This window comes from Odoribacter sp. AF15-53 (assembly GCF_003479425.1).
Lineage (GTDB): Bacteria > Bacteroidota > Bacteroidia > Bacteroidales > Marinifilaceae > Butyricimonas.
In genome coordinates, this window is the sequence record NZ_QUHC01000008.1 from 158280 (window position 1) to 175685 (window position 17406).

19 protein-coding genes and 1 tRNA gene are annotated in these 17406 nt (G+C 44.4%); 4 read left to right on the forward strand and 16 right to left on the reverse strand.

The window, feature by feature from the left end:
* Positions 1–31: 31 nt before the first annotated feature.
* The 15 genes from rpoB to DWW52_RS15820 form a co-directional block, all read right to left on the reverse strand.
* Positions 32–3844, reverse strand: coding sequence for a DNA-directed RNA polymerase subunit beta (rpoB, locus tag DWW52_RS15750; RefSeq protein WP_118716469.1), 3813 nt, complete (start codon positions 3842–3844; stop codon positions 32–34).
* A gap of 93 nt (positions 3845–3937) precedes the next feature.
* Complete coding sequence (gene rplL, locus DWW52_RS15755; RefSeq protein WP_118716470.1) at positions 3938–4315, reverse strand: 50S ribosomal protein L7/L12; 378 nt, start codon at positions 4313–4315, stop codon at positions 3938–3940.
* 41 nt (positions 4316–4356) lie between these two features.
* Positions 4357–4875, reverse strand: coding sequence for a 50S ribosomal protein L10 (gene rplJ, locus DWW52_RS15760; RefSeq protein WP_118716471.1), 519 nt, complete (start codon positions 4873–4875; stop codon positions 4357–4359).
* Positions 4876–4904: 29 nt separating this feature from the next.
* Positions 4905–5600 carry a 50S ribosomal protein L1 gene (gene rplA, locus DWW52_RS15765; RefSeq protein ID WP_118716472.1) on the reverse strand — a complete coding sequence of 232 codons (696 nt, stop codon included), beginning with the start codon at positions 5598–5600 and terminating at the stop codon, positions 4905–4907.
* Between the two features lie 24 nt (positions 5601–5624).
* Positions 5625–6062 carry a 50S ribosomal protein L11 gene (rplK, locus tag DWW52_RS15770; protein WP_118716473.1) on the reverse strand — a complete coding sequence of 146 codons (438 nt, stop codon included), beginning with the start codon at positions 6060–6062 and terminating at the stop codon, positions 5625–5627.
* Between the two features lie 23 nt (positions 6063–6085).
* Positions 6086–6634, reverse strand: a complete 549-nt coding sequence (nusG, locus tag DWW52_RS15775; protein ID WP_087420801.1) for a transcription termination/antitermination protein NusG — start codon at positions 6632–6634, stop codon at positions 6086–6088.
* A gap of 18 nt (positions 6635–6652) precedes the next feature.
* The gene (gene secE, locus DWW52_RS21390; protein WP_118716474.1) at positions 6653–6844 is read right to left on the reverse strand and encodes a preprotein translocase subunit SecE; all 192 of its coding nucleotides are present in this window, start codon (positions 6842–6844) and stop codon (positions 6653–6655) included.
* Between the two features lie 19 nt (positions 6845–6863).
* Positions 6864–6936, reverse strand: a tRNA-Trp gene (locus DWW52_RS15785).
* 45 nt (positions 6937–6981) lie between these two features.
* Positions 6982–8169 (reverse strand): elongation factor Tu, encoded by a 1188-nt coding sequence (gene tuf, locus DWW52_RS15790; protein WP_118716475.1) that lies wholly within the window; start codon positions 8167–8169, stop codon positions 6982–6984.
* 172 nt (positions 8170–8341) lie between these two features.
* Positions 8342–8638 (reverse strand): ribosome hibernation-promoting factor, HPF/YfiA family, encoded by a 297-nt coding sequence (hpf, locus tag DWW52_RS15795; protein ID WP_118716476.1) that lies wholly within the window; start codon positions 8636–8638, stop codon positions 8342–8344.
* Positions 8639–8656: 18 nt separating this feature from the next.
* Positions 8657–9562 (reverse strand): tyrosine-type recombinase/integrase, encoded by a 906-nt coding sequence (locus DWW52_RS15800; RefSeq protein ID WP_118716477.1) that lies wholly within the window; start codon positions 9560–9562, stop codon positions 8657–8659.
* Between the two features lie 65 nt (positions 9563–9627).
* On the reverse strand, positions 9628–9819 hold the full coding sequence (gene rpsU, locus DWW52_RS15805; protein WP_118716478.1) for a 30S ribosomal protein S21: 192 nt from the start codon (positions 9817–9819) through the stop codon (positions 9628–9630).
* Positions 9820–10296: 477 nt separating this feature from the next.
* Positions 10297–10572, reverse strand: a complete 276-nt coding sequence (locus DWW52_RS15810; RefSeq protein ID WP_118716479.1) for a tetratricopeptide repeat protein — start codon at positions 10570–10572, stop codon at positions 10297–10299.
* A 15-nt stretch (positions 10573–10587) separates the two neighbouring features.
* Positions 10588–11487: a hypothetical protein gene (locus DWW52_RS15815; protein WP_118716518.1), complete on the reverse strand. Its 900-nt coding sequence runs from the start codon at positions 11485–11487 to the stop codon at positions 10588–10590.
* 136 nt (positions 11488–11623) lie between these two features.
* Positions 11624–12307 (reverse strand): hypothetical protein, encoded by a 684-nt coding sequence (locus tag DWW52_RS15820; protein WP_118716480.1) that lies wholly within the window; start codon positions 12305–12307, stop codon positions 11624–11626.
* A gap of 271 nt (positions 12308–12578) precedes the next feature.
* On the opposite strand from DWW52_RS15820, the gene DWW52_RS15825 reads away from it, so the two are divergent.
* Complete coding sequence (locus DWW52_RS15825; protein ID WP_233556940.1) at positions 12579–13232, forward strand: hypothetical protein; 654 nt, start codon at positions 12579–12581, stop codon at positions 13230–13232.
* On the opposite strand, the gene DWW52_RS15830 is transcribed toward DWW52_RS15825, so the two are convergent.
* Positions 13206–14894, reverse strand: a complete 1689-nt coding sequence (locus tag DWW52_RS15830; RefSeq protein WP_118716481.1) for a M23 family metallopeptidase — start codon at positions 14892–14894, stop codon at positions 13206–13208. The two genes, DWW52_RS15825 and DWW52_RS15830, sit on opposite strands and share 27 nt — an antisense overlap.
* 88 nt (positions 14895–14982) lie before the next feature.
* Here DWW52_RS15830 and DWW52_RS15835 point away from each other — a divergent pair, with 88 nt between their 5' ends.
* From DWW52_RS15835 to rny, 3 genes are all read left to right on the forward strand, one after another.
* On the forward strand, positions 14983–15273 hold the full coding sequence (locus DWW52_RS15835; RefSeq protein ID WP_118716482.1) for a hypothetical protein: 291 nt from the start codon (positions 14983–14985) through the stop codon (positions 15271–15273).
* Positions 15274–15275: 2 nt separating this feature from the next.
* On the forward strand, positions 15276–15563 hold the full coding sequence (locus tag DWW52_RS15840; RefSeq protein WP_118716483.1) for a cell division protein ZapA: 288 nt from the start codon (positions 15276–15278) through the stop codon (positions 15561–15563).
* Positions 15564–15836: 273 nt separating this feature from the next.
* Positions 15837–17372 (forward strand): ribonuclease Y, encoded by a 1536-nt coding sequence (rny, locus tag DWW52_RS15845; protein WP_118716484.1) that lies wholly within the window; start codon positions 15837–15839, stop codon positions 17370–17372.
* The last annotated feature ends 34 nt before the right edge of the window (positions 17373–17406 follow it).

Genomic DNA, 17406 nt, shown 5'->3' on the forward strand with positions numbered 1-17406 from the left:
GAATCATAAATCTAAAATCATAAATCAACAATTATATTAAATTTACGCTCAATCCTAATCCACGAAGCTCATGCAACAACACGTTGAACGATTCCGGGATACCCGGTGTCGGGAGAGGCTCGCCTTTCACGATATGCTCGTAAGTCTTGGTTCTACCCATCACGTCATCCGACTTCACGGTCAGTATCTCCTGCAAGATATGCGAAGCTCCGAAAGCCTCAAGTGCCCAAACCTCCATCTCTCCGAAACGCTGACCTCCGAACTGAGCCTTACCTCCAAGAGGTTGCTGCGTGATCAACGAGTAAGGTCCGATAGAACGAGCATGCATCTTGTCATCAACCATGTGTCCCAGTTTCAGCATGTAAATCACACCCACGGTTGCCGGCTGGTCGAAACGTTCTCCCGTTCCTCCATCATACAAATACGTGGTTCCGAATCTAGGTACACCCGCTTCATCCGTGTACTTGTTGATATCTTCCAAAGTAGCACCGTCAAAGATCGGGGTCGCAAACTTCAATCCCAGATTCTTTCCGGCCCAACCCAACACGGTCTCGAACACCTGTCCCAAGTTCATACGAGAAGGCACACCCAGCGGGTTCAGACAGATATCAACCGGAGTCCCGTCAGACAAGAACGGCATATCTTCCACCCTTACCACGCGGGATACGATACCCTTGTTACCGTGACGTCCTGCCATCTTATCTCCGATTTGCAATTTACGCTTCTTAGCCACGTAAACCTTAGCCATCTTGATAATACCGGAAGGAAGCTCGTCACCGACAGTAGCGTTATATTTCTTACGTTTAATCTGTCCCTCGATCTCCTTGTACTTGATGATATAGTTGTGCAACAAGTCGCGAATCATATCATTCTTCTGCTTGTCGGTCGTCCACTTGTTCGGGTTGATCTGCAAGAAGTCCATATTCTGCAACATCTTGTAAGAGAACTTCACGCCCTTCGGAACGATATCCTCATTCAAGTAATTCTTCACGCCTTGCGAAGTCTTACCGTTTACCAACTCGAACAATTTATCAATCAACAACGAGGTCAAATCACCGACTTTACGTTGGAACTGTTCATCCAACTCGGCCAACAAGTTCTTACCCGCGGCTTTCGTCTTACGATCACTCACCGTACGTTGGAACAACTTCTTGTCGATAATAACCCCCTTCAACGACGGGGAAGCCTTCAAAGAAGCATCCTTCACGTCTCCAGCCTTGTCACCGAAAATAGCTCTCAACAACTTTTCCTCCGGACTTGGATCAGACTCGCCTTTCGGGGTAATCTTACCGATCAGGATATCTCCCGGTTGAACCCGGGCCCCGATACGGATAATACCGTTCTCGTCCAAATCTTTGGTTGCTTCCTCACTCACGTTCGGAATATCAGCCGTCAACTCTTCCAATCCGCGTTTTGTTTCGCGAACCTCCAAAGAATACTCGTCCACGTGAACTGATGTGAAGACATCATTCCGCACAATATTCTCAGAAATCACGATAGCATCCTCGTAGTTGTATCCCTTCCACGGCATGAACGCCACTTTCAGGTTTCGTCCGAGAGCTAACTCCCCTTTCTCTGAAGAATACCCTTCCGTCAGAATCTGCCCTTCTTCCACGCGTTGACCTTTCTTCACGATCGGTCTCAGTGAAATCGTCGTACTCTGGTTAGTACGTTGATATTTCGGTAAATAATATTCTTTTGTATCGGATTCAAAGCTTACAAAAGCCTCTTCCTCCGTACGGTCATACTTAATTACAATCTTACGTCCGTCCACAAAAGAGATCACACCGGGTCCTTCCGCAACAACTTGCGTTCTGGAATCCTTGATCAAATTTGCTTCCAAACCGGTACCCACGATCGGAGACTGCGGAGAAATAATAGGAACTGCCTGACGCATCATGTTCGATCCCATCAATGCACGGTTCGCGTCATCATGCTCCAAGAACGGAATCAAAGAAGCCGCAATAGAAGCAATCTGGTTCGGGGCAACATCGATTAAATCAACATCCTCTCCGGCTGCTAACGGGAAATCCGCATCTTTTCTGGCTTTTACCCACTTGTTAGTGAATTTACCATTCTCATCCATCGGCGAATTTGCCTGTGCAATAACTAATTCCTCCTCTTCCTCGGCTGAATAATAGCGAATTCCTTCCTCCGACAAATCCACAACACCATTATTCACCTTCCGGTACGGGGTTTCAATAAATCCAAGGTCATTAATCTTAGCGTACACGCAGAGAGAAGAAATCAAACCGATATTCGGTCCCTCAGGCGTCTCGATCGGACACAAACGACCATAGTGAGTATAGTGTACGTCACGCACCTCGAATCCGGCACGATCTCTCGAAAGACCACCGGGTCCCAAAGCTGACATACGTCTCTTATGAGTTATCTCGGCCAACGGATTCGTCTGATCCATGAACTGAGACAACGCATTTGTTCCGAAGAACGAGTTAATCACCGAAGACAAAATCTTCGAGTTAATCAAGTCAACCGGGGTGAACACCTCGTTGTCTCGCACGTTCATTCGTTCACGAATCGTACGGGCCATACGAGCCAATCCTACACCGAATTGATTATATAATTGTTCGCCAACAGTACGTACGCGACGATTGCTCAAGTGGTCAATATCGTCCACGTCAGTCTTGGCATTCAACAAACGGATCAAATACTTGATGATCTCGATAATATCCTCTTTCGTCAGGATACGGATATCCGGATCAGTTGCAAGTCCCAATTTCTTGTTTAACTTGTAACGTCCCACGTCACCCAGATCGTAACGTTTATCCGAGAAGAACAACTTGTCGATCACATCACGGGCCGTAGCCTCGTCAGGCGGCTCCGAACTACGCAACTGCCTGTAGATGTGCAACACGGCCTCTTTCTCAGAGTTACAGGGGTCTTTCTGTAACGTGTTATATATAATGGCATAATCTGCCAGATTTTGCATCTCTTTGTGAAGAAGGATCGTCTTTGCACCTGACTCGACAATCGCATCAATATGCTCAGGCTCCAGTACCGTTTCACGATCAACGATAATCTCGTTACGCTCGATAGAAACTACTTCACCGGTATCTTCATCAACGAAATCTTCAATCCAAGATTTCAAAACACGAGCAGCCAAACGCCTGCCAACGACTTTCTTCAACCCCGTACGGGAAACATTCACTTCATCCGCGAGACCGAAAATCTCAAGAATATCCTTATCCGTTTCGAAACCGATAGCCCGTAAAAGAGTTGTTACCGGTAATTTTTTCTTCCGGTCGATATACGCGTACATCACGTTATTGATGTCCGTGGCGAATTCGATCCAAGAACCCTTAAACGGAATAATTCTAGCGGAATAAAGCTTCGTACCATTCGCATGAATACTCTGCCCGAAGAAAACACCGGGAGACCTGTGTAACTGAGAAACTACCACTCGCTCTGCCCCATTGATCACGAAAGTACCTTTCGGGGTCATGTAAGGAACATTCCCTAAATATACATCCTCGATAACGGTATCAAAATCTTCATGTTCCGGATCTGTACAGTACAACTTCAATTTCGCCTTCAAGGGTGCGCCGAAAGTCAATCCCTGACCCAGACACTCCTCGATCGTATAGCGAGGCGGATCTATAAAATAGTCCAAAAATTCTAAAACAAAGTTGTTCCGAGTATCAGTAATAGGAAAATTCTCCTTGAAAACCGTGTAAAGGCCTTCATTCTTTCTGTTCTCAGGCGTGGTACCTAATTGAAAAAAGTCTTTGAAAGACTTTAATTGCACCTCAAGAAAATCAGGGTATTCCAGCTGATTTTTTATCGACGCAAAGCTTATTCTATTGTTTGAATTATATGAAGACATCTATTATTTTTTTTGAACCTAAACAATCATAACAACAAAATGGTTTAGAGTCCACATGAGACTCTAAACCTGAAAACCGACCGGTTTTATACTTTATTTAAGTTCAACTTCAGCTCCTGCTTCTTCTAATTGAGCTTTCAGTGTGTTAGCTTCTTCTTTAGAAACTTTTTCTTTCAATGGAGCCGGAGCCTTGTCAACTACTTCTTTAGCCTCTTTCAAACCAAGACCGGTCAATTCTTTTACTAACTTAACAACAGCTAATTTAGCAGCACCAGCTGATTTAAGAATTACATCGAATTCTGTTTGCTCTGCTTCAGCGGCAGCAGCACCACCAGCTGCAGGAGCAGCAACAGCTACAGCAGCTGCTGCAGGTTCGATTCCGTACTCTTCTTTTAAAATATCAGCTAATTCTTTTACGTCTTTTACGGTAAGGTTTACTAGCTCTTCTGCAAGTTTTTTCAAATCTGCCATTTCTATACTATTTAAAATTGTTTGTTAACTAAACTATAAAATTATTCTTTTTCAGAAAGTGTTTTAACAACACCAGCGATTGTATTTTGTCCGGATTGCAATGCGGAAATAACATTCTGCATCGGTGCTTGCAACATCGCGATGATGTCTGCAATCAACTCTTCCTTAGACTTGATACTAATCAACGATTCAAGCTGATCCTCGCCAACATAACTACATTCCTCAACGAAAGCAGCCTTGAATACCGGCTTATCTTTCTTCTTACGAAATTCTTTGATCAGTTTCGCGGGACCGTTTCCGGTATCACACAACATGATCGCGCTATCGCCTTTCAACGCGGAGAAAATCTCCTCGTAATTGTTGTTAGCGTTTTCCAAAGCCTTTCTCAGCAAAGTATTTTTCACCTGCACCAGTTTGATGTTGGCATCAAAACAAGCCCGACGCAAAGCCTGTGTGTCGACAGCGTCAAGACCGGAAATGTCACTAACATACAAGTGCTTGTAAGAATTCACTTGCTCCGTCAAGGTTTCTATTACGACTTTTTTATCTTCTTTTTTCATACTACTGAAGTCCTTTTTAGATTACTACATTAATCAAGTAAAGTCTTTTGGTCTACTTGAATACCGGGACTCATCGTACTTGACAGATACACGCTCTTGATATAAGTACCCTTCGCGGCTGCCGGTTTCAATTTATTGATCACGTTCAAGAATTCTATCGCGTTCTCCATAATCTTGTTCGGCTCGAATGTAACTTTACCAATAGAAGCGTGAATAATACCGAATTTGTCAACTTTAAAGTCGATCTTACCCGCCTTAACCTCGGTAACAGCTTTCCCGATTTCCGGGGTTACAGTACCGCTTTTCGGGTTAGGCATCAATCCACGAGGACCCAAAATTCTACCAAGAGCACCGACTTTACCCATTACAGAAGGCATCGTGATGATAATATCGATATCGGTCCAACCGCCTTTCAATTTCTCGATATATTCATCCAAACCCACGTAATCCGCACCGGCTGCTTTAGCTTCTTCCACCTTGTCAGGCGTACACAAAACCAAAACTCTTACTTGTTTACCGGTACCGTGAGGTAAAGTACACACGCCGCGCACCATTTGATTGGCTTTACGCGGGTCTACACCCAGTCGAACGTCCATGTCAACTGACGCATCAAACTTCGTGAAAGTCACTTCCTTCACAAGCTGTGCGGCCTCGTCGATAGAATATACTTTTCCACCTTCGATCTTCGCTAAAGCTAACTTCTTATTTTTTGTCAGTTTACTCATTACGTTTGAAGTGTTACAAGTTCATTAAAAAGGTCTGTCACCGGTTACGGTTATACCCATACTTCTGGCAGTACCAGCTACCATACTCATTGCTTTCTCGATTTCAAAAGCGTTCAAATCTTTCATCTTGTCCGTAGCAATTCCCTTCACTTGTTCCCAAGTGATAGAAGCCACCTTCTTACGATTGGGCTCTGCGGAACCGGATTTGATTTTAGCGACTTCCAAAAGTTGAATAGCAACAGGAGGTTGTTTTGTAATAAAATCAAACGATTTATCACCATACACCTGTATAATTACCGGGATGATCTTTCCTGCCTGCTCCTGAGTTCTAGCGTTAAATTGCTTACAGAAGTCCATGATATTGACTCCCTTAGAACCTAGCGCCGGTCCTACTGGAGGAGACGGGTTTGCAGCTCCGGCTTTAATTTGCAGCTTGATAATAGCTTCAACTTGTTTTGCCATGATTGTTTTTAATCAAATAATTGTTATTCTTTTTCTACCTGCATGAAACTTAATTCGAGTGGCGTTTTCCGTCCGAAAATCTTGACAATTACTTTCAAGCGTTTCTTGTCGGTATTCACCTCCTCTATCACACCGGTAAAACCATTAAACGGTCCGTCAGTCACTTTAACCGACTCGCCCACGAAATAAGGGATACTTATTTCTTCTGGTTGTTCCGCAAGTTCATCCACCGTACCCAGAATTCGGTTTACCTCTGCTTGACGCATCGGTACAGGGTCTCCTCCTTTGGTCTCTCCCAGGAAGCCTATCACATTCGTGATGTCACGAAGTATGTGGGGGATTTCTCCAACGAGCGCGGCCTCGATCAATACGTAACCCGGATAAAGATTTCGCTCACTGCTATACTTTTTCCCGTTGCGCACTTGATACACCTTCTCGGCAGGTACCAAAACCTGTGAAACGTAATCCTGAAGCCCTAAACTGGCGATTTCGTTTTCGATGTACTCCTTTACTTTCTTCTCTTTACCTCCAATGGTTCGAAGTACATACCATCTTTTTTTCATTTCAGCCATGTCAGACCCCCAAGATTTTTAGTAAAACAAATTATATATACCGGTCACAATGTGTCTGAACGAAAAGTCCATCGCGAAAATGCAAAGAGCTATGATAACGGAAGCGATCATCACAATCGTTGCACTACTCTGGAGCTCAGACCATGTAGGCCAAGTTACTTTATTAACCAGCTCGTTATAAACATCTGATATATAAGTCTTAATTTTCATTTGTTCTATTTTTAAGTTGCACGGGAGGAGAGGTTCGAACTCCCGACCCTCGGTTTTGGAGACCGATGCTCTACCAACTGAGCCACTCCCGTATGTGGGCCGACCGAGGCCGGCCCTATTTTATTCTATTCCTTGAATCATTCAAGAATTTCGGTAATCTGACCAGCACCTACGGTTCTACCACCCTCACGGATAGCGAAACGCAAACCTACTGAACAAGCAACCGGAGTGATCAACTCAACAGAGATCGTCAAGTTATCACCAGGCATTACCATCTCGCGTCCTTCCGGAAGAGTGATTTCACCGGTAACGTCCAAAGTACGGATATAGAACTGAGGTCTGTATCTGTTGTGGAACGGAGTGTGACGACCACCTTCTTCTTTTTTCAAGATATAAACCTCAGCTTTGAATTTAGCATGCGGTTTAACAGAACCCGGTTTTGCCAATACCATACCACGTTTGATCTCGTCTTTATCGATACCACGAAGCAACAAACCAACGTTATCACCAGCTTGACCTTCGTCAAGAATCTTACGGAACATTTCAACTCCGGTACATACGGTTTTCTTACCGTCAGCACCCAAACCGATAATTTCCAACTCATCACCCGTGTGAACGATACCAGTTTCGATACGACCGGTAGCAACAGTTCCACGACCAGTGATAGAGAACACGTCCTCAACAGGCATCAAGAACGCTTTGTCTACTGCACGTTGCGGCAACTCGATCCAGTTGTCAACAGCGTCCATCAACTCCATTACTTTCTCTTCCCATTTTGCTTCTCCGTTCAATGCACCAAGAGCAGAACCCAAGATCACCGGAGTATTGTCACCGTCATATTGATAGAAAGACAACAATTCGCGAACTTCCATCTCAACCAATTCCAACATTTCTGGGTCATCCACCATATCCACCTTGTTCAAGAACACAACGATTCTCGGAACGTTTACCTGACGAGCTAAAAGGATGTGCTCACGGGTCTGAGGCATCGGACCATCGGTAGCGGCACAAACCAAGATAGCACCGTCCATCTGAGCAGCACCAGTTACCATGTTCTTTACATAGTCGGCGTGTCCCGGACAGTCAACGTGTGCATAGTGACGATTTGCAGTCTGATATTCTACGTGAGAAGTATTAATGGTGATACCTCTTTCTTTTTCTTCAGGAGCGTTATCAATAGAATCGAATGAACGCAATTCAGAAAGACCTTTTTTCGCTAATACCGTAGTGATAGCAGCCGTCAAAGTAGTTTTACCGTGGTCAACGTGACCGATAGTACCAATATTTACGTGTGGTTTGGACCTGTCAAAATGTTCTTTAGCCATAACTCTAAAACAATTTTTATTATTAAACAATTTATCTCAATAACTCAATTCCATGCAAGTAACTCGCTGTTTTCCTGAATCTTAATCAAGCAAGTGCGAGAAAACCCATTTAATTTGGCTTGCAAATGTACAAATTAAAAATCATATCTCACAATAAATGAGATCATTTTTCTTAATTTTCTCTTTTTTCTTTTACTTTAACGAGTTGTCTCTTCAATACATCGTACAATTCGTCAACCGTCTCTTCAAAGGTTTTCGCGTTCTTTTTAGCGAACACGTCCTGCCCTTTGACATCAACATGCACCTCGGTCAGTTTATTTTCAAGGTGGTCATCCTTTTCCAACTTCAAAGTAACATCCACCCCCATAATACCGTCATGGTACTTTTCCAATTTCGAAAATTTCTTGTTGATGAAATCCTCCAGCACTGGATTCACTGAAAAACCTACAGGATTAATTCTAATTTCCATATCGTTTCCTCCTATAATTTATGCTCGCGGGTGAGCTTGTTTAAAAATCTTCAACATCTTTTCCACCGAATTGTGAGTATACACCTGAGTGGCAGCCAAACTAGAATGTCCGAGCAACTCCTTGATCCCCTGGATTGGCGCCCCGTTATCCAACAGGTGCGTGGCAAAAGAATGCCTCAACACGTGCGGGCTGCGCTTTGACAAAGAAGTATGCTCCCCCAGCTCTTTCGTCACCAAGCGGTAGACAAAATTCGCGTAGATCGGATCTCCTTTATCCGTCACGAAAAACATACCATGTTCTTGTTCAACGATACGCTTTCTGGTTTCCAGATAACACTCCACGTCCTGCATCAACTCGCTCACGATCGGAATCTCCCGCTCTTTTCCTCCCTTACCGTGAACACGAATACAACGCCGTGAAAGATCAACATCTTCAACTTTCAATCCAACAATTTCAGAACGTCTCATTCCAGTATCGTAAGCCATCAACAAAATCAGGAAGTTTCTCAAACCGGAGAAACCCTCTCCCTTTTCCGCGTCGTTCAACGTGTTTTCCATATCCTCTTCTCTCACGAAAACCGGTAATCGCTTCGGTAGCTTCGGCCCGCTGATACCTTCAGCGGGATTCTCCTTTACCACCTTTTCTTTTACCAGAAAACGGAAAAACGCCTTCACGCTACTCAACTTACGTTTGCCAGAGGCAGCACTCAACTTATCCCCTGCAGCACTCAAGTCCCCCCTCATCTCCGCGACGATCCATGCTCTCACAAGCTTGGTCGTTATCCGGGAAAAATTCTCATCACTTTTTTTTAATCCACAGAATTCGTAGAACTGGTACAAATCAGTTTTATAAGCAGTTATCGTGTGAACGGAATAACGTTTCACGTCGCTCAAATACTTCAAAAACCTCTCTATCTGCATCATTCCTACTATTTTAAAGACGTAAGCAAGTTACGCCTTTTGTTTGGAAAAACAAAGAAAGTGATCGATTATTCTTCTGCTTGTTGTAAAGATTGACGATAAATAGCCTTCATCCGAGCAACTCTGTTGCGAATAGACGGCTTCGTGAAAGCCTGACGATCTCTCAGCTCTTTAATAACGCCGGTTTTTTCGAATTTTCTCTTGAATTTCTTCAATGCTCTCTCAATATTTTCGCCTTCTTTTAATGGTACAATTATCATGATTTTTAATTTTAAAAAATGAATACTTTATTATAATACAAAAACTTTGCAACACATCAACATGCTGCTAACGAACTAAATATATGTACATTCTTTACTATCTCAAAAATAATTGACCACCCCCTTTCAAGCGGATTGAAGTTTATATTTAACAATTCGAAAAACTGGCTGCAAAGATAAATCAATTAATCGAGATATGAAAATAATATCTCATTTTAAACACTCAAAGCCACTCACTATTAAGATCCATCGGCAAAAATCACGTCTTTATTGATAAATATGCCGAATTCTTAATGACACTGGCTTTCATATACACCCCGGCCCCCCGGACAACAAGCGATCCGAACAAAGCTTATATTTAAATGTATCACCATGGAAGAGTTTGAGGCCAACCCGGGATGACAACCATTTTTAAATGAATTGAGGCCGAAAGATTCGCCCTCAATTCATTTAAAACTTCAATTTAATAAAACCTTTTCACGGGTTCAACAAATCCTTGCAAAAATAATTAAGTATCCCGTTGATCATATCCAAATAATTCTTCGCCTTCATGTTTTCCGGGTTGATCCGCATCACTTCATTCAGATGATTCAAGGCTTGTGTCGTGTTCCCCATGGCATAATAAACAGCTCCCAACTCCAACAACACCAATTCACGTTCACCCTCGTTCTTTTCCAACATCTGTTGAAGCATCGCGATAGCGTCTTCTCTCCTGCCCTGTTTTGCCAATTGTTTTGCTTCTTCTATTCCCATATTCAAATCTCTTTATTATCCGATTGGAGATGCAAGCATCTCCAATATTTTCTCTTCAGACATACCCGAAGCCTTTAACATTCGGGTTATATTTTTCACCTGTTCTTCCCGTTGTCGCAATTCTCTAGCTTTTTGTTCAATCTCCTGAGATTTTCTCTCGATCTCCTGCTCTTTCTGCATTATCAACGTGTCACGAGCCTCGATTTCCGACAGGATTTCATCCTCGACCTCCATAGCACGACGGACATCAGGAGCCACCCCAGCCTTCAGCAAACGAGTCACGATAAGTTGCTCCTCCCCGACAAAAATATCCTCGTTTATCTCTAACAAGTGCGCATTTTCATCCATCTGGTAATCTTGATCAAAAACGTTAAGCAATCGTTCCAGTCGGGTCCGCGTCCGTCCCTTCAAGCAAGGGATCTGCACGATAATACTATCATGCGTCAGGCTCTCAATAAAAGGATCTTTTTGTTCAATCACCCGATCGTCATAATCGAGATAACGCCTACGGACATAAATCACAGGTTCCTGTAAGTCCCCTAACAAATGCCCAAGAATGTAAATCGAAATGATCGGCAAACCGAAACGAGGGTCATCTTCGCACATACTTGTCTTGCTCAAGTACTGAGTTCCCAAGTATTGCCGGAAACGCAAGGTTTCTGTTGCCAACCACGTTTTCTGCAACTCAATCAAAACCATGTGTTCGTCACCGTCCGGTTCCTTGATCTTTGCAGAGAAATCCATGCGAAACGACGAGATTCGGTTCTGCATCACCGAGGTATACTCATGTTGCCGCATCTGTAACGTCACGATTTCTTTCTTCAACAAGGCAGAAAGAAGCATTTTCGCTACACGCTCATCCTCCATCAAGAATTTGAAAACGACATCATATATCGGGTTCGCAATTAAAGTCATTATTTTCCTTTTTGATTTCAAACAAATGTACAACATTTGCATGACATTTCAAAACACTCCTTATCAATTTCAACCCACCTATCATCACCAGACACATGACATTCAAGCAACGAACTCGCCCATAAACACCTTTTATTTACAACGGTTTCCGCAAACACACGGAATTCGAAGCGTCCTTTCCGGTAGCTGTCGTGGCAAAAACATAAACAACAAGCCCGGCAACCTGGGCTTCTTCCGGGAAATTGACCTTCACGTTAAAAGTCTCACCCCGCACTCCCAGCTCCACGACACGGCAGCGGTGGTTGAGCGGGTAAAAAAGCACGCCAAATATTTTGTCGTCCAGCAAACGACCAATCGTGTTCAGCGGGAATTTCTGATGCTCAAAAGCAACCGCACGGTTTTCCTCATCGACTTCGATCGTAAGAATCGGAGTTACCAACGCCCCGGCCGCTACCCGCAACTTATCGTAATCAATGACTCCCCGGAACTCTCGGACCGCTTTTTTACGCCGACGGATCAGCTTATCCGGATTAATTCGTTCCACCGTGACCGCACCCGGCACGTTCACACTGGAGAAGCCATTAGCACCCTTGGGATAGCCGTTATCTCCCGGAAATCCCAAACGAATGGCCGGTCTCAGCCATCTCCCTTCCCGCACCACGGTCCCGAAAGCTACAGACTGTTGTTTTTGGGATTCCTGGGCAGGCTTTCGGCTCACCTCCGCCCCCTTGCAATAATTCTTCCCGTTAGCCCCCACGTAAGCAATCACATTCCCGAATTTTCCTCTAATTTTCCCGATAGGATTCATGAGTTCTGCCATATCCTCGTTTTTTTATTGTTTCTCTCGACAAACATACTGAAAGTAATTGACAAAAACAATCCTTTATAGCCTGTTTTCAGAAATAAATACATCATTAATTCTTGATGAATTTCGGACAAATTGTTTCATGAACCCTATACGAACCCTATATGAACCCTTTATAAACCCTATTATAATAAGATTCATAAAGAGTAATTATTGGATATTTAAAAGATTTTTAGTACTATTGTACCGGAATTAATCAGTTATAAACCACCTAATCAGGCATAAAATGGATAATATCTCACCACTTCTTGCAGCTTTACTGGCTAAAGGACCCGTTCGGGCTGACGGGTTTACTTATTACATGTACGGGAACACGTTACGGAAATGCAAATCCAAACGAGGCCCCAAGAAAACAAAAGCAGAAGGCGAAAAAAAGGGAGTGGAACGTTTCACTATCGCCCGGAAGATGTGGAAAGTTTATCGTTTGGCCATAGGCGACCTGCCTATCTGGCGGGTCATGGCGAGAGAAACGAACATGAGCAAGAGTGATTCGCTGTTTCACGCCACGAACGGGGGATGCCTCCGTCCGGGAGTCGGGGTGTGGGCCTTCCCGACCTTCCGTTTTTCGGTAGGGACGCTCGATGCCCCGCTGATCACGGGAATAGAGAGAGACGGGTGGCAAGTCACGATTCACTGGAAAAACGACGAGGATCGCTCGGAAGCATATCTGGCAGAACGGGTATTCATCGGCTACTTTTACGACTCGTTGCCGGATTCGCCTCAATTAATCAAAGACATTCCCGCACGCAGAGGCGACAGCAGCGTGACCGTGAACATTCCTATCGCCGGACAACCGGACGGAACTCCTCTACACGTGTATCTGTTCTTCGGCGACGAGCAGCTGAATCATTTTTCACCGAGCGGATATGCGAGCGTGTGAGATATTGGTTTCAAAAACCGATTCATTCCCCACGACATCCGTCACCTTCAACACCAACCGGTTTTTCCCGTTCACGAAAACCGGTTCGTTCACATCTCCTTCCAACAGGCGATTCTTAGCGTCATACGTGAACAGGCACCATTTCCCGTTCACCTCCACCCGGTAAGAAGCGATCCCCGACAGATCGTCAACAATCCGGAACCGGATTTGCCGCCCGGCCCGTCCGGCATAAATAATAACCGGGGCCGTCGTGTCCTGACGAACCGTATATTCCCCCAACACCCGTGGAGAAGCCTCTAGCCCGTCAGCAGTCCGCTTCGTCTTCAACGCGGAAAAACGGCCATTCTTTTCCAACAGGCAGATCACGGATTTATCAGAGAACTCCCCGTTCACCGTCAAGCGGGCATTTTTAAGCAAGGGATACATCTGTTTTCCGGTGGAAAATACCGTTATTTTCTCCGTGCTATCTTTTAGCCGCGAACAGACCTTCGGCTGGCAAACCACCGGATAAGACAAGGCATCCGCTTCCAGATAGAGGGCATAAATCCCTTTTTGCAAATGATTTTCCCGGTCATTCTTCAACAACTGTTCGCCCGCTTTTAATACCAGCTCCGGGGAAGCCGCCTTGCCTAATAATTGAAACTTGATTCTTGAACGATTTCCGTTAATATCCCGCAAATCCACTGCGACATCCACCATGCTATCTTTCTCGACAAGAACAAAACCTTTATCCCGGTTATTCACGGATAGCAAACGATCTTGATAATTCCCGCAAGTAGTGTAAACAAGCCGTCCCTCCCGGTACTGGTGGAAATCTTTTAGCTCATTCACCAGATAAGTCTGGTCAAAGGAAAGTTCGTTCATGGTCATGTGGAAAACCTCTTTGTCATCGACGGACACTTTTAAATCGTATACCCCGAGTTTATTCCACGAATCTTTCATGTAATCGTCGGACTGTACCCCGATCCCAACCCGACCCGCCGGAATTCCGATTTTTCCTCCCTGAAACACCCGGTTTCCGATATTCTTCACTTCTACCCGACGAGGAACGTTCCTCACGCCTTCCCTGGAAAACGAATAAACATACACGCCCCGCACACTAGGTCCCGTTTCGTCCTTCACGGAAAGAAAACGCAGGGGATTCAAAGCATGTTCACTTTTCGTGTCCCGTACCTCGAAATGTAAATGCGGTCCACCGGAAGAACCGGTATTCCCGCTATAAGCAATAGTGTCACCCGCACGAAAACGAATTCCCCGGGCGAGCATGTTCTCATCTATCTCAAAAGACTCCTTATTATATTGTATCTCCCGTACAACCGCGGCCACCTTGGGCACAAAACGATTCAAATGACCATACACCGTGGTAATTCCCCCTTCATGCTCGAGGTACAGGGCGTTCCCGTATCCCGTGGCCGAAACTCTTATCCGGGCCACGACCCCGTCTTTCACGCAGATCACGGGCAACCCCTCACGTCCCCCGGTCTTGAAATCTAACCCGGAATGCAAATGAGTTGCCCTCAATTCACCAAAATTTCCACTCAACAACGGAATATTTTTCAACGGGTAAAGCAAAGTATCCGTCTGCGCGCAAATATTTGATGATAAAAGGAGTAACATCACACTCCATACTCCAAATCCTCTCCACATTATTTTATTTGTCATAAAAAATCAATTAAATCCTCCGCAAAATTAATAACACTCTTGATATTTAAAAGAAATTATTTTATCTTTGTGGTGTAAAGATTATGTTATGACAGCAAAACAAGATGCCGTTATTAACGAGCTAAACATAAAAGTTGAACGACTGATAAAACTATATATATCCTCGCTGGACAAAAACAGAGAGAAGGATTCGGAGATTAAAGAACTTCGGGGCCGGATCGAGCAAATGAAAAGCGAGAACATGAAATTACATGAAGAAATCAAGACATTGAAGGTGGCGACCGCTATCTCGACCGGAGAAGGAAGTTCCGAGGCCAAGAACAGAATAAGCCAGCTTGTGCGGGAGATTGATAAATGTATTGCTCTTTTGAATAATTAGATATGAATGATAAACTTACTATTACGCTGAATATAGCCGGTAGGCCATGCGCCCTGAGTGTAGAGAGAGAAGAGGAAGAAATGTTCAGGAATGCTGCCAAACGAATTAATAGTAAGATCGCAAAATATAGGGAAAAGTACGCAACTGCTGATCCCGTTGATTTTCTAGCCGTTACCGCGTTACAATTCACGGTAGAATTGCTGGAAATTGAAAAACGAAACGACATCGAGCCGATTTTGGACGAGGTGAAGAGGATTAGTAGCCGGCTGGATGAAGTTGTGAAAGAGTAAAATTAAAGAAGAGTTCTTTGAAAAGGAAATAGATATACCCGCATTATTTCGTATTTAACTGGAAAACTCAACACTTAACCAATTAGAGTGAAGCTTAGTTAGCCAAAGGCAGGCCTCAACCCTTCGGGGTTCCTTCGGGACGGTGGAAGCCTGAATCTGACGGCAGCTCTACCCGTGTCTAACAGGGGTTTTTTAAAGAGAAATAGTGCGGGTTTTTTGTTTGAACAAAAAACACCAAATATTATATAACAACTATAAATTCAAGTTACGAATATGATAACAATAATAATTACCGGTGTTATTGCTTTAGTGGTAGGATTAATAATCGGATACCTGCTAATCAACATGACCTTGAAATACAGGAGCAAAAACATCATCAAAGAAGCGGAAGCAGAGGCGGAAGTGATCAAGAAGGACAAGATTCTGCAAGCGAAAGAGAAATTCCTGCAAATCAAGGCGGAACACGAGAAACAAGTGAACGCCCGCAACAGCAAGATTCTTCTCGCCGAAAACAAGTTAAAACAAAAAGATGCCGAGCTAGCTCGCAAAATGGAAGAATGCCAACGAAAAATCAAAGAAGCGGAAACACAACTGGAAACGTTGGAAGTACAAAAAGAATTATTCGAGAAAAAACACGCTGAACTGGATAAATTCAAAAAACAGCAGATCGAACAACTGGAAGCAATTTCCGGAATGTCTGCCGATCAGGCAAAAGAAAAATTAATCAGTTCTTTGAAAGATGAAGCCGAAACGGAAGCCATGTCATACGTGAACGAGATCATGGAAGAGGCAAAAATGACGGCAAACATGGAGGCAAAGAAAATCGTGGTAAAAACCATTCAACGGGTGGCAACGGAAACGGCAACGGAAAACGCTGTCTCTATTTTCCATATCGACTCGGACGAGATCAAGGGACGTATTATCGGACGTGAAGGACGTAATATCCGTGCCTTGGAAGCCGCAACCGGAGTGGAAATCATCGTGGATGATACCCCGGAAGCGATCGTTCTTTCCGGCTTCGACCCGGTTAGACGCGAGATCGCCCGCCTTTCTCTTCACCAACTGGTGACGGACGGACGTATCCACCCGGCCCGGATCGAGGAAGTCGTGAACAAGGTAAAGAAACAAATCGAGGAGGAAATCGTCGAGACCGGAAAACGTACCACCATAGATTTAGGTATTCATGGACTACATCCGGAACTGATCCGCTTGGTTGGTAAAATGAAATACCGTTCTTCTTATGGACAGAATTTGTTGCAGCATGCCCGCGAAACCGCCAATCTCTGCGCCATCATGGCCGCCGAGCTGGGGCTGAACGTGAAAAAAGCGAAACGCGCCGGATTGTTGCACGATATTGGTAAGGTGCCTGATGACGAACCGGAATTGCCGCACGCTATTCTCGGTATGCGTCTAGCAGAAAAGTACAAAGAGAAACCGGATATCTGTAATGCTATCGGGGCTCATCACGAGGAAATCGAAATGACCACGATGATCGCTCCCATCGTTCAGGCTTGCGACGCAATCTCCGGCGCACGTCCGGGAGCTAGACGGGAAGTAGTGGAATCTTACATTAAACGTTTGAAGGAAATGGAAGATTTGGCCCTCTCTTATAACGGTGTGGTTAAAACTTACGCGATACAGGCAGGCCGTGAATTGCGGGTTGTCGTGGGTAGCGAGAAAGTATCCGACACGGAAGCCGAAAAGATTTCGTACGAGATCGCTAAAAAAATCCAGGACGAAATGACTTATCCCGGACAAGTGAAAGTAACGGTTATCCGCGAAACGAGAGCAATCAATTACGCGAAATAGTTAAAAATCCAGCCGCAATGGCTGGATTTTTAAG

Coding starts and splice junctions, on each gene's coding strand:
- rpoB (WP_118716469.1), bottom strand. CDS start 3,844: ATGTCTTCATATAATTCAAACAATAGAATAAGCTTTGCGTCGATAAAA.
- rplL (WP_118716470.1), bottom strand. CDS start 4,315: ATGGCAGATTTGAAAAAACTTGCAGAAGAGCTAGTAAACCTTACCGTA.
- rplJ (WP_118716471.1), bottom strand. CDS start 4,875: ATGAAAAAAGAAGATAAAAAAGTCGTAATAGAAACCTTGACGGAGCAA.
- rplA (WP_118716472.1), bottom strand. CDS start 5,600: ATGAGTAAACTGACAAAAAATAAGAAGTTAGCTTTAGCGAAGATCGAA.
- rplK (WP_118716473.1), bottom strand. CDS start 6,062: ATGGCAAAACAAGTTGAAGCTATTATCAAGCTGCAAATTAAAGCCGGA.
- nusG (WP_087420801.1), bottom strand. CDS start 6,634: ATGGCTGAAATGAAAAAAAGATGGTATGTACTTCGAACCATTGGAGGT.
- secE (WP_118716474.1), bottom strand. CDS start 6,844: ATGAAAATTAAGACTTATATATCAGATGTTTATAACGAGCTGGTTAAT.
- tuf (WP_118716475.1), bottom strand. CDS start 8,169: ATGGCTAAAGAACATTTTGACAGGTCCAAACCACACGTAAATATTGGT.
- hpf (WP_118716476.1), bottom strand. CDS start 8,638: ATGGAAATTAGAATTAATCCTGTAGGTTTTTCAGTGAATCCAGTGCTG.
- DWW52_RS15800 (WP_118716477.1), bottom strand. CDS start 9,562: ATGATGCAGATAGAGAGGTTTTTGAAGTATTTGAGCGACGTGAAACGT.
- rpsU (WP_118716478.1), bottom strand. CDS start 9,819: ATGATAATTGTACCATTAAAAGAAGGCGAAAATATTGAGAGAGCATTG.
- DWW52_RS15810 (WP_118716479.1), bottom strand. CDS start 10,572: ATGGGAATAGAAGAAGCAAAACAATTGGCAAAACAGGGCAGGAGAGAA.
- DWW52_RS15815 (WP_118716518.1), bottom strand. CDS start 11,487: ATGACTTTAATTGCGAACCCGATATATGATGTCGTTTTCAAATTCTTG.
- DWW52_RS15820 (WP_118716480.1), bottom strand. CDS start 12,307: ATGGCAGAACTCATGAATCCTATCGGGAAAATTAGAGGAAAATTCGGG.
- DWW52_RS15825 (WP_233556940.1), top strand. CDS start 12,579: ATGGATAATATCTCACCACTTCTTGCAGCTTTACTGGCTAAAGGACCC.
- DWW52_RS15830 (WP_118716481.1), bottom strand. CDS start 14,894: ATGACAAATAAAATAATGTGGAGAGGATTTGGAGTATGGAGTGTGATG.
- DWW52_RS15835 (WP_118716482.1), top strand. CDS start 14,983: ATGACAGCAAAACAAGATGCCGTTATTAACGAGCTAAACATAAAAGTT.
- DWW52_RS15840 (WP_118716483.1), top strand. CDS start 15,276: ATGAATGATAAACTTACTATTACGCTGAATATAGCCGGTAGGCCATGC.
- rny (WP_118716484.1), top strand. CDS start 15,837: ATGATAACAATAATAATTACCGGTGTTATTGCTTTAGTGGTAGGATTA.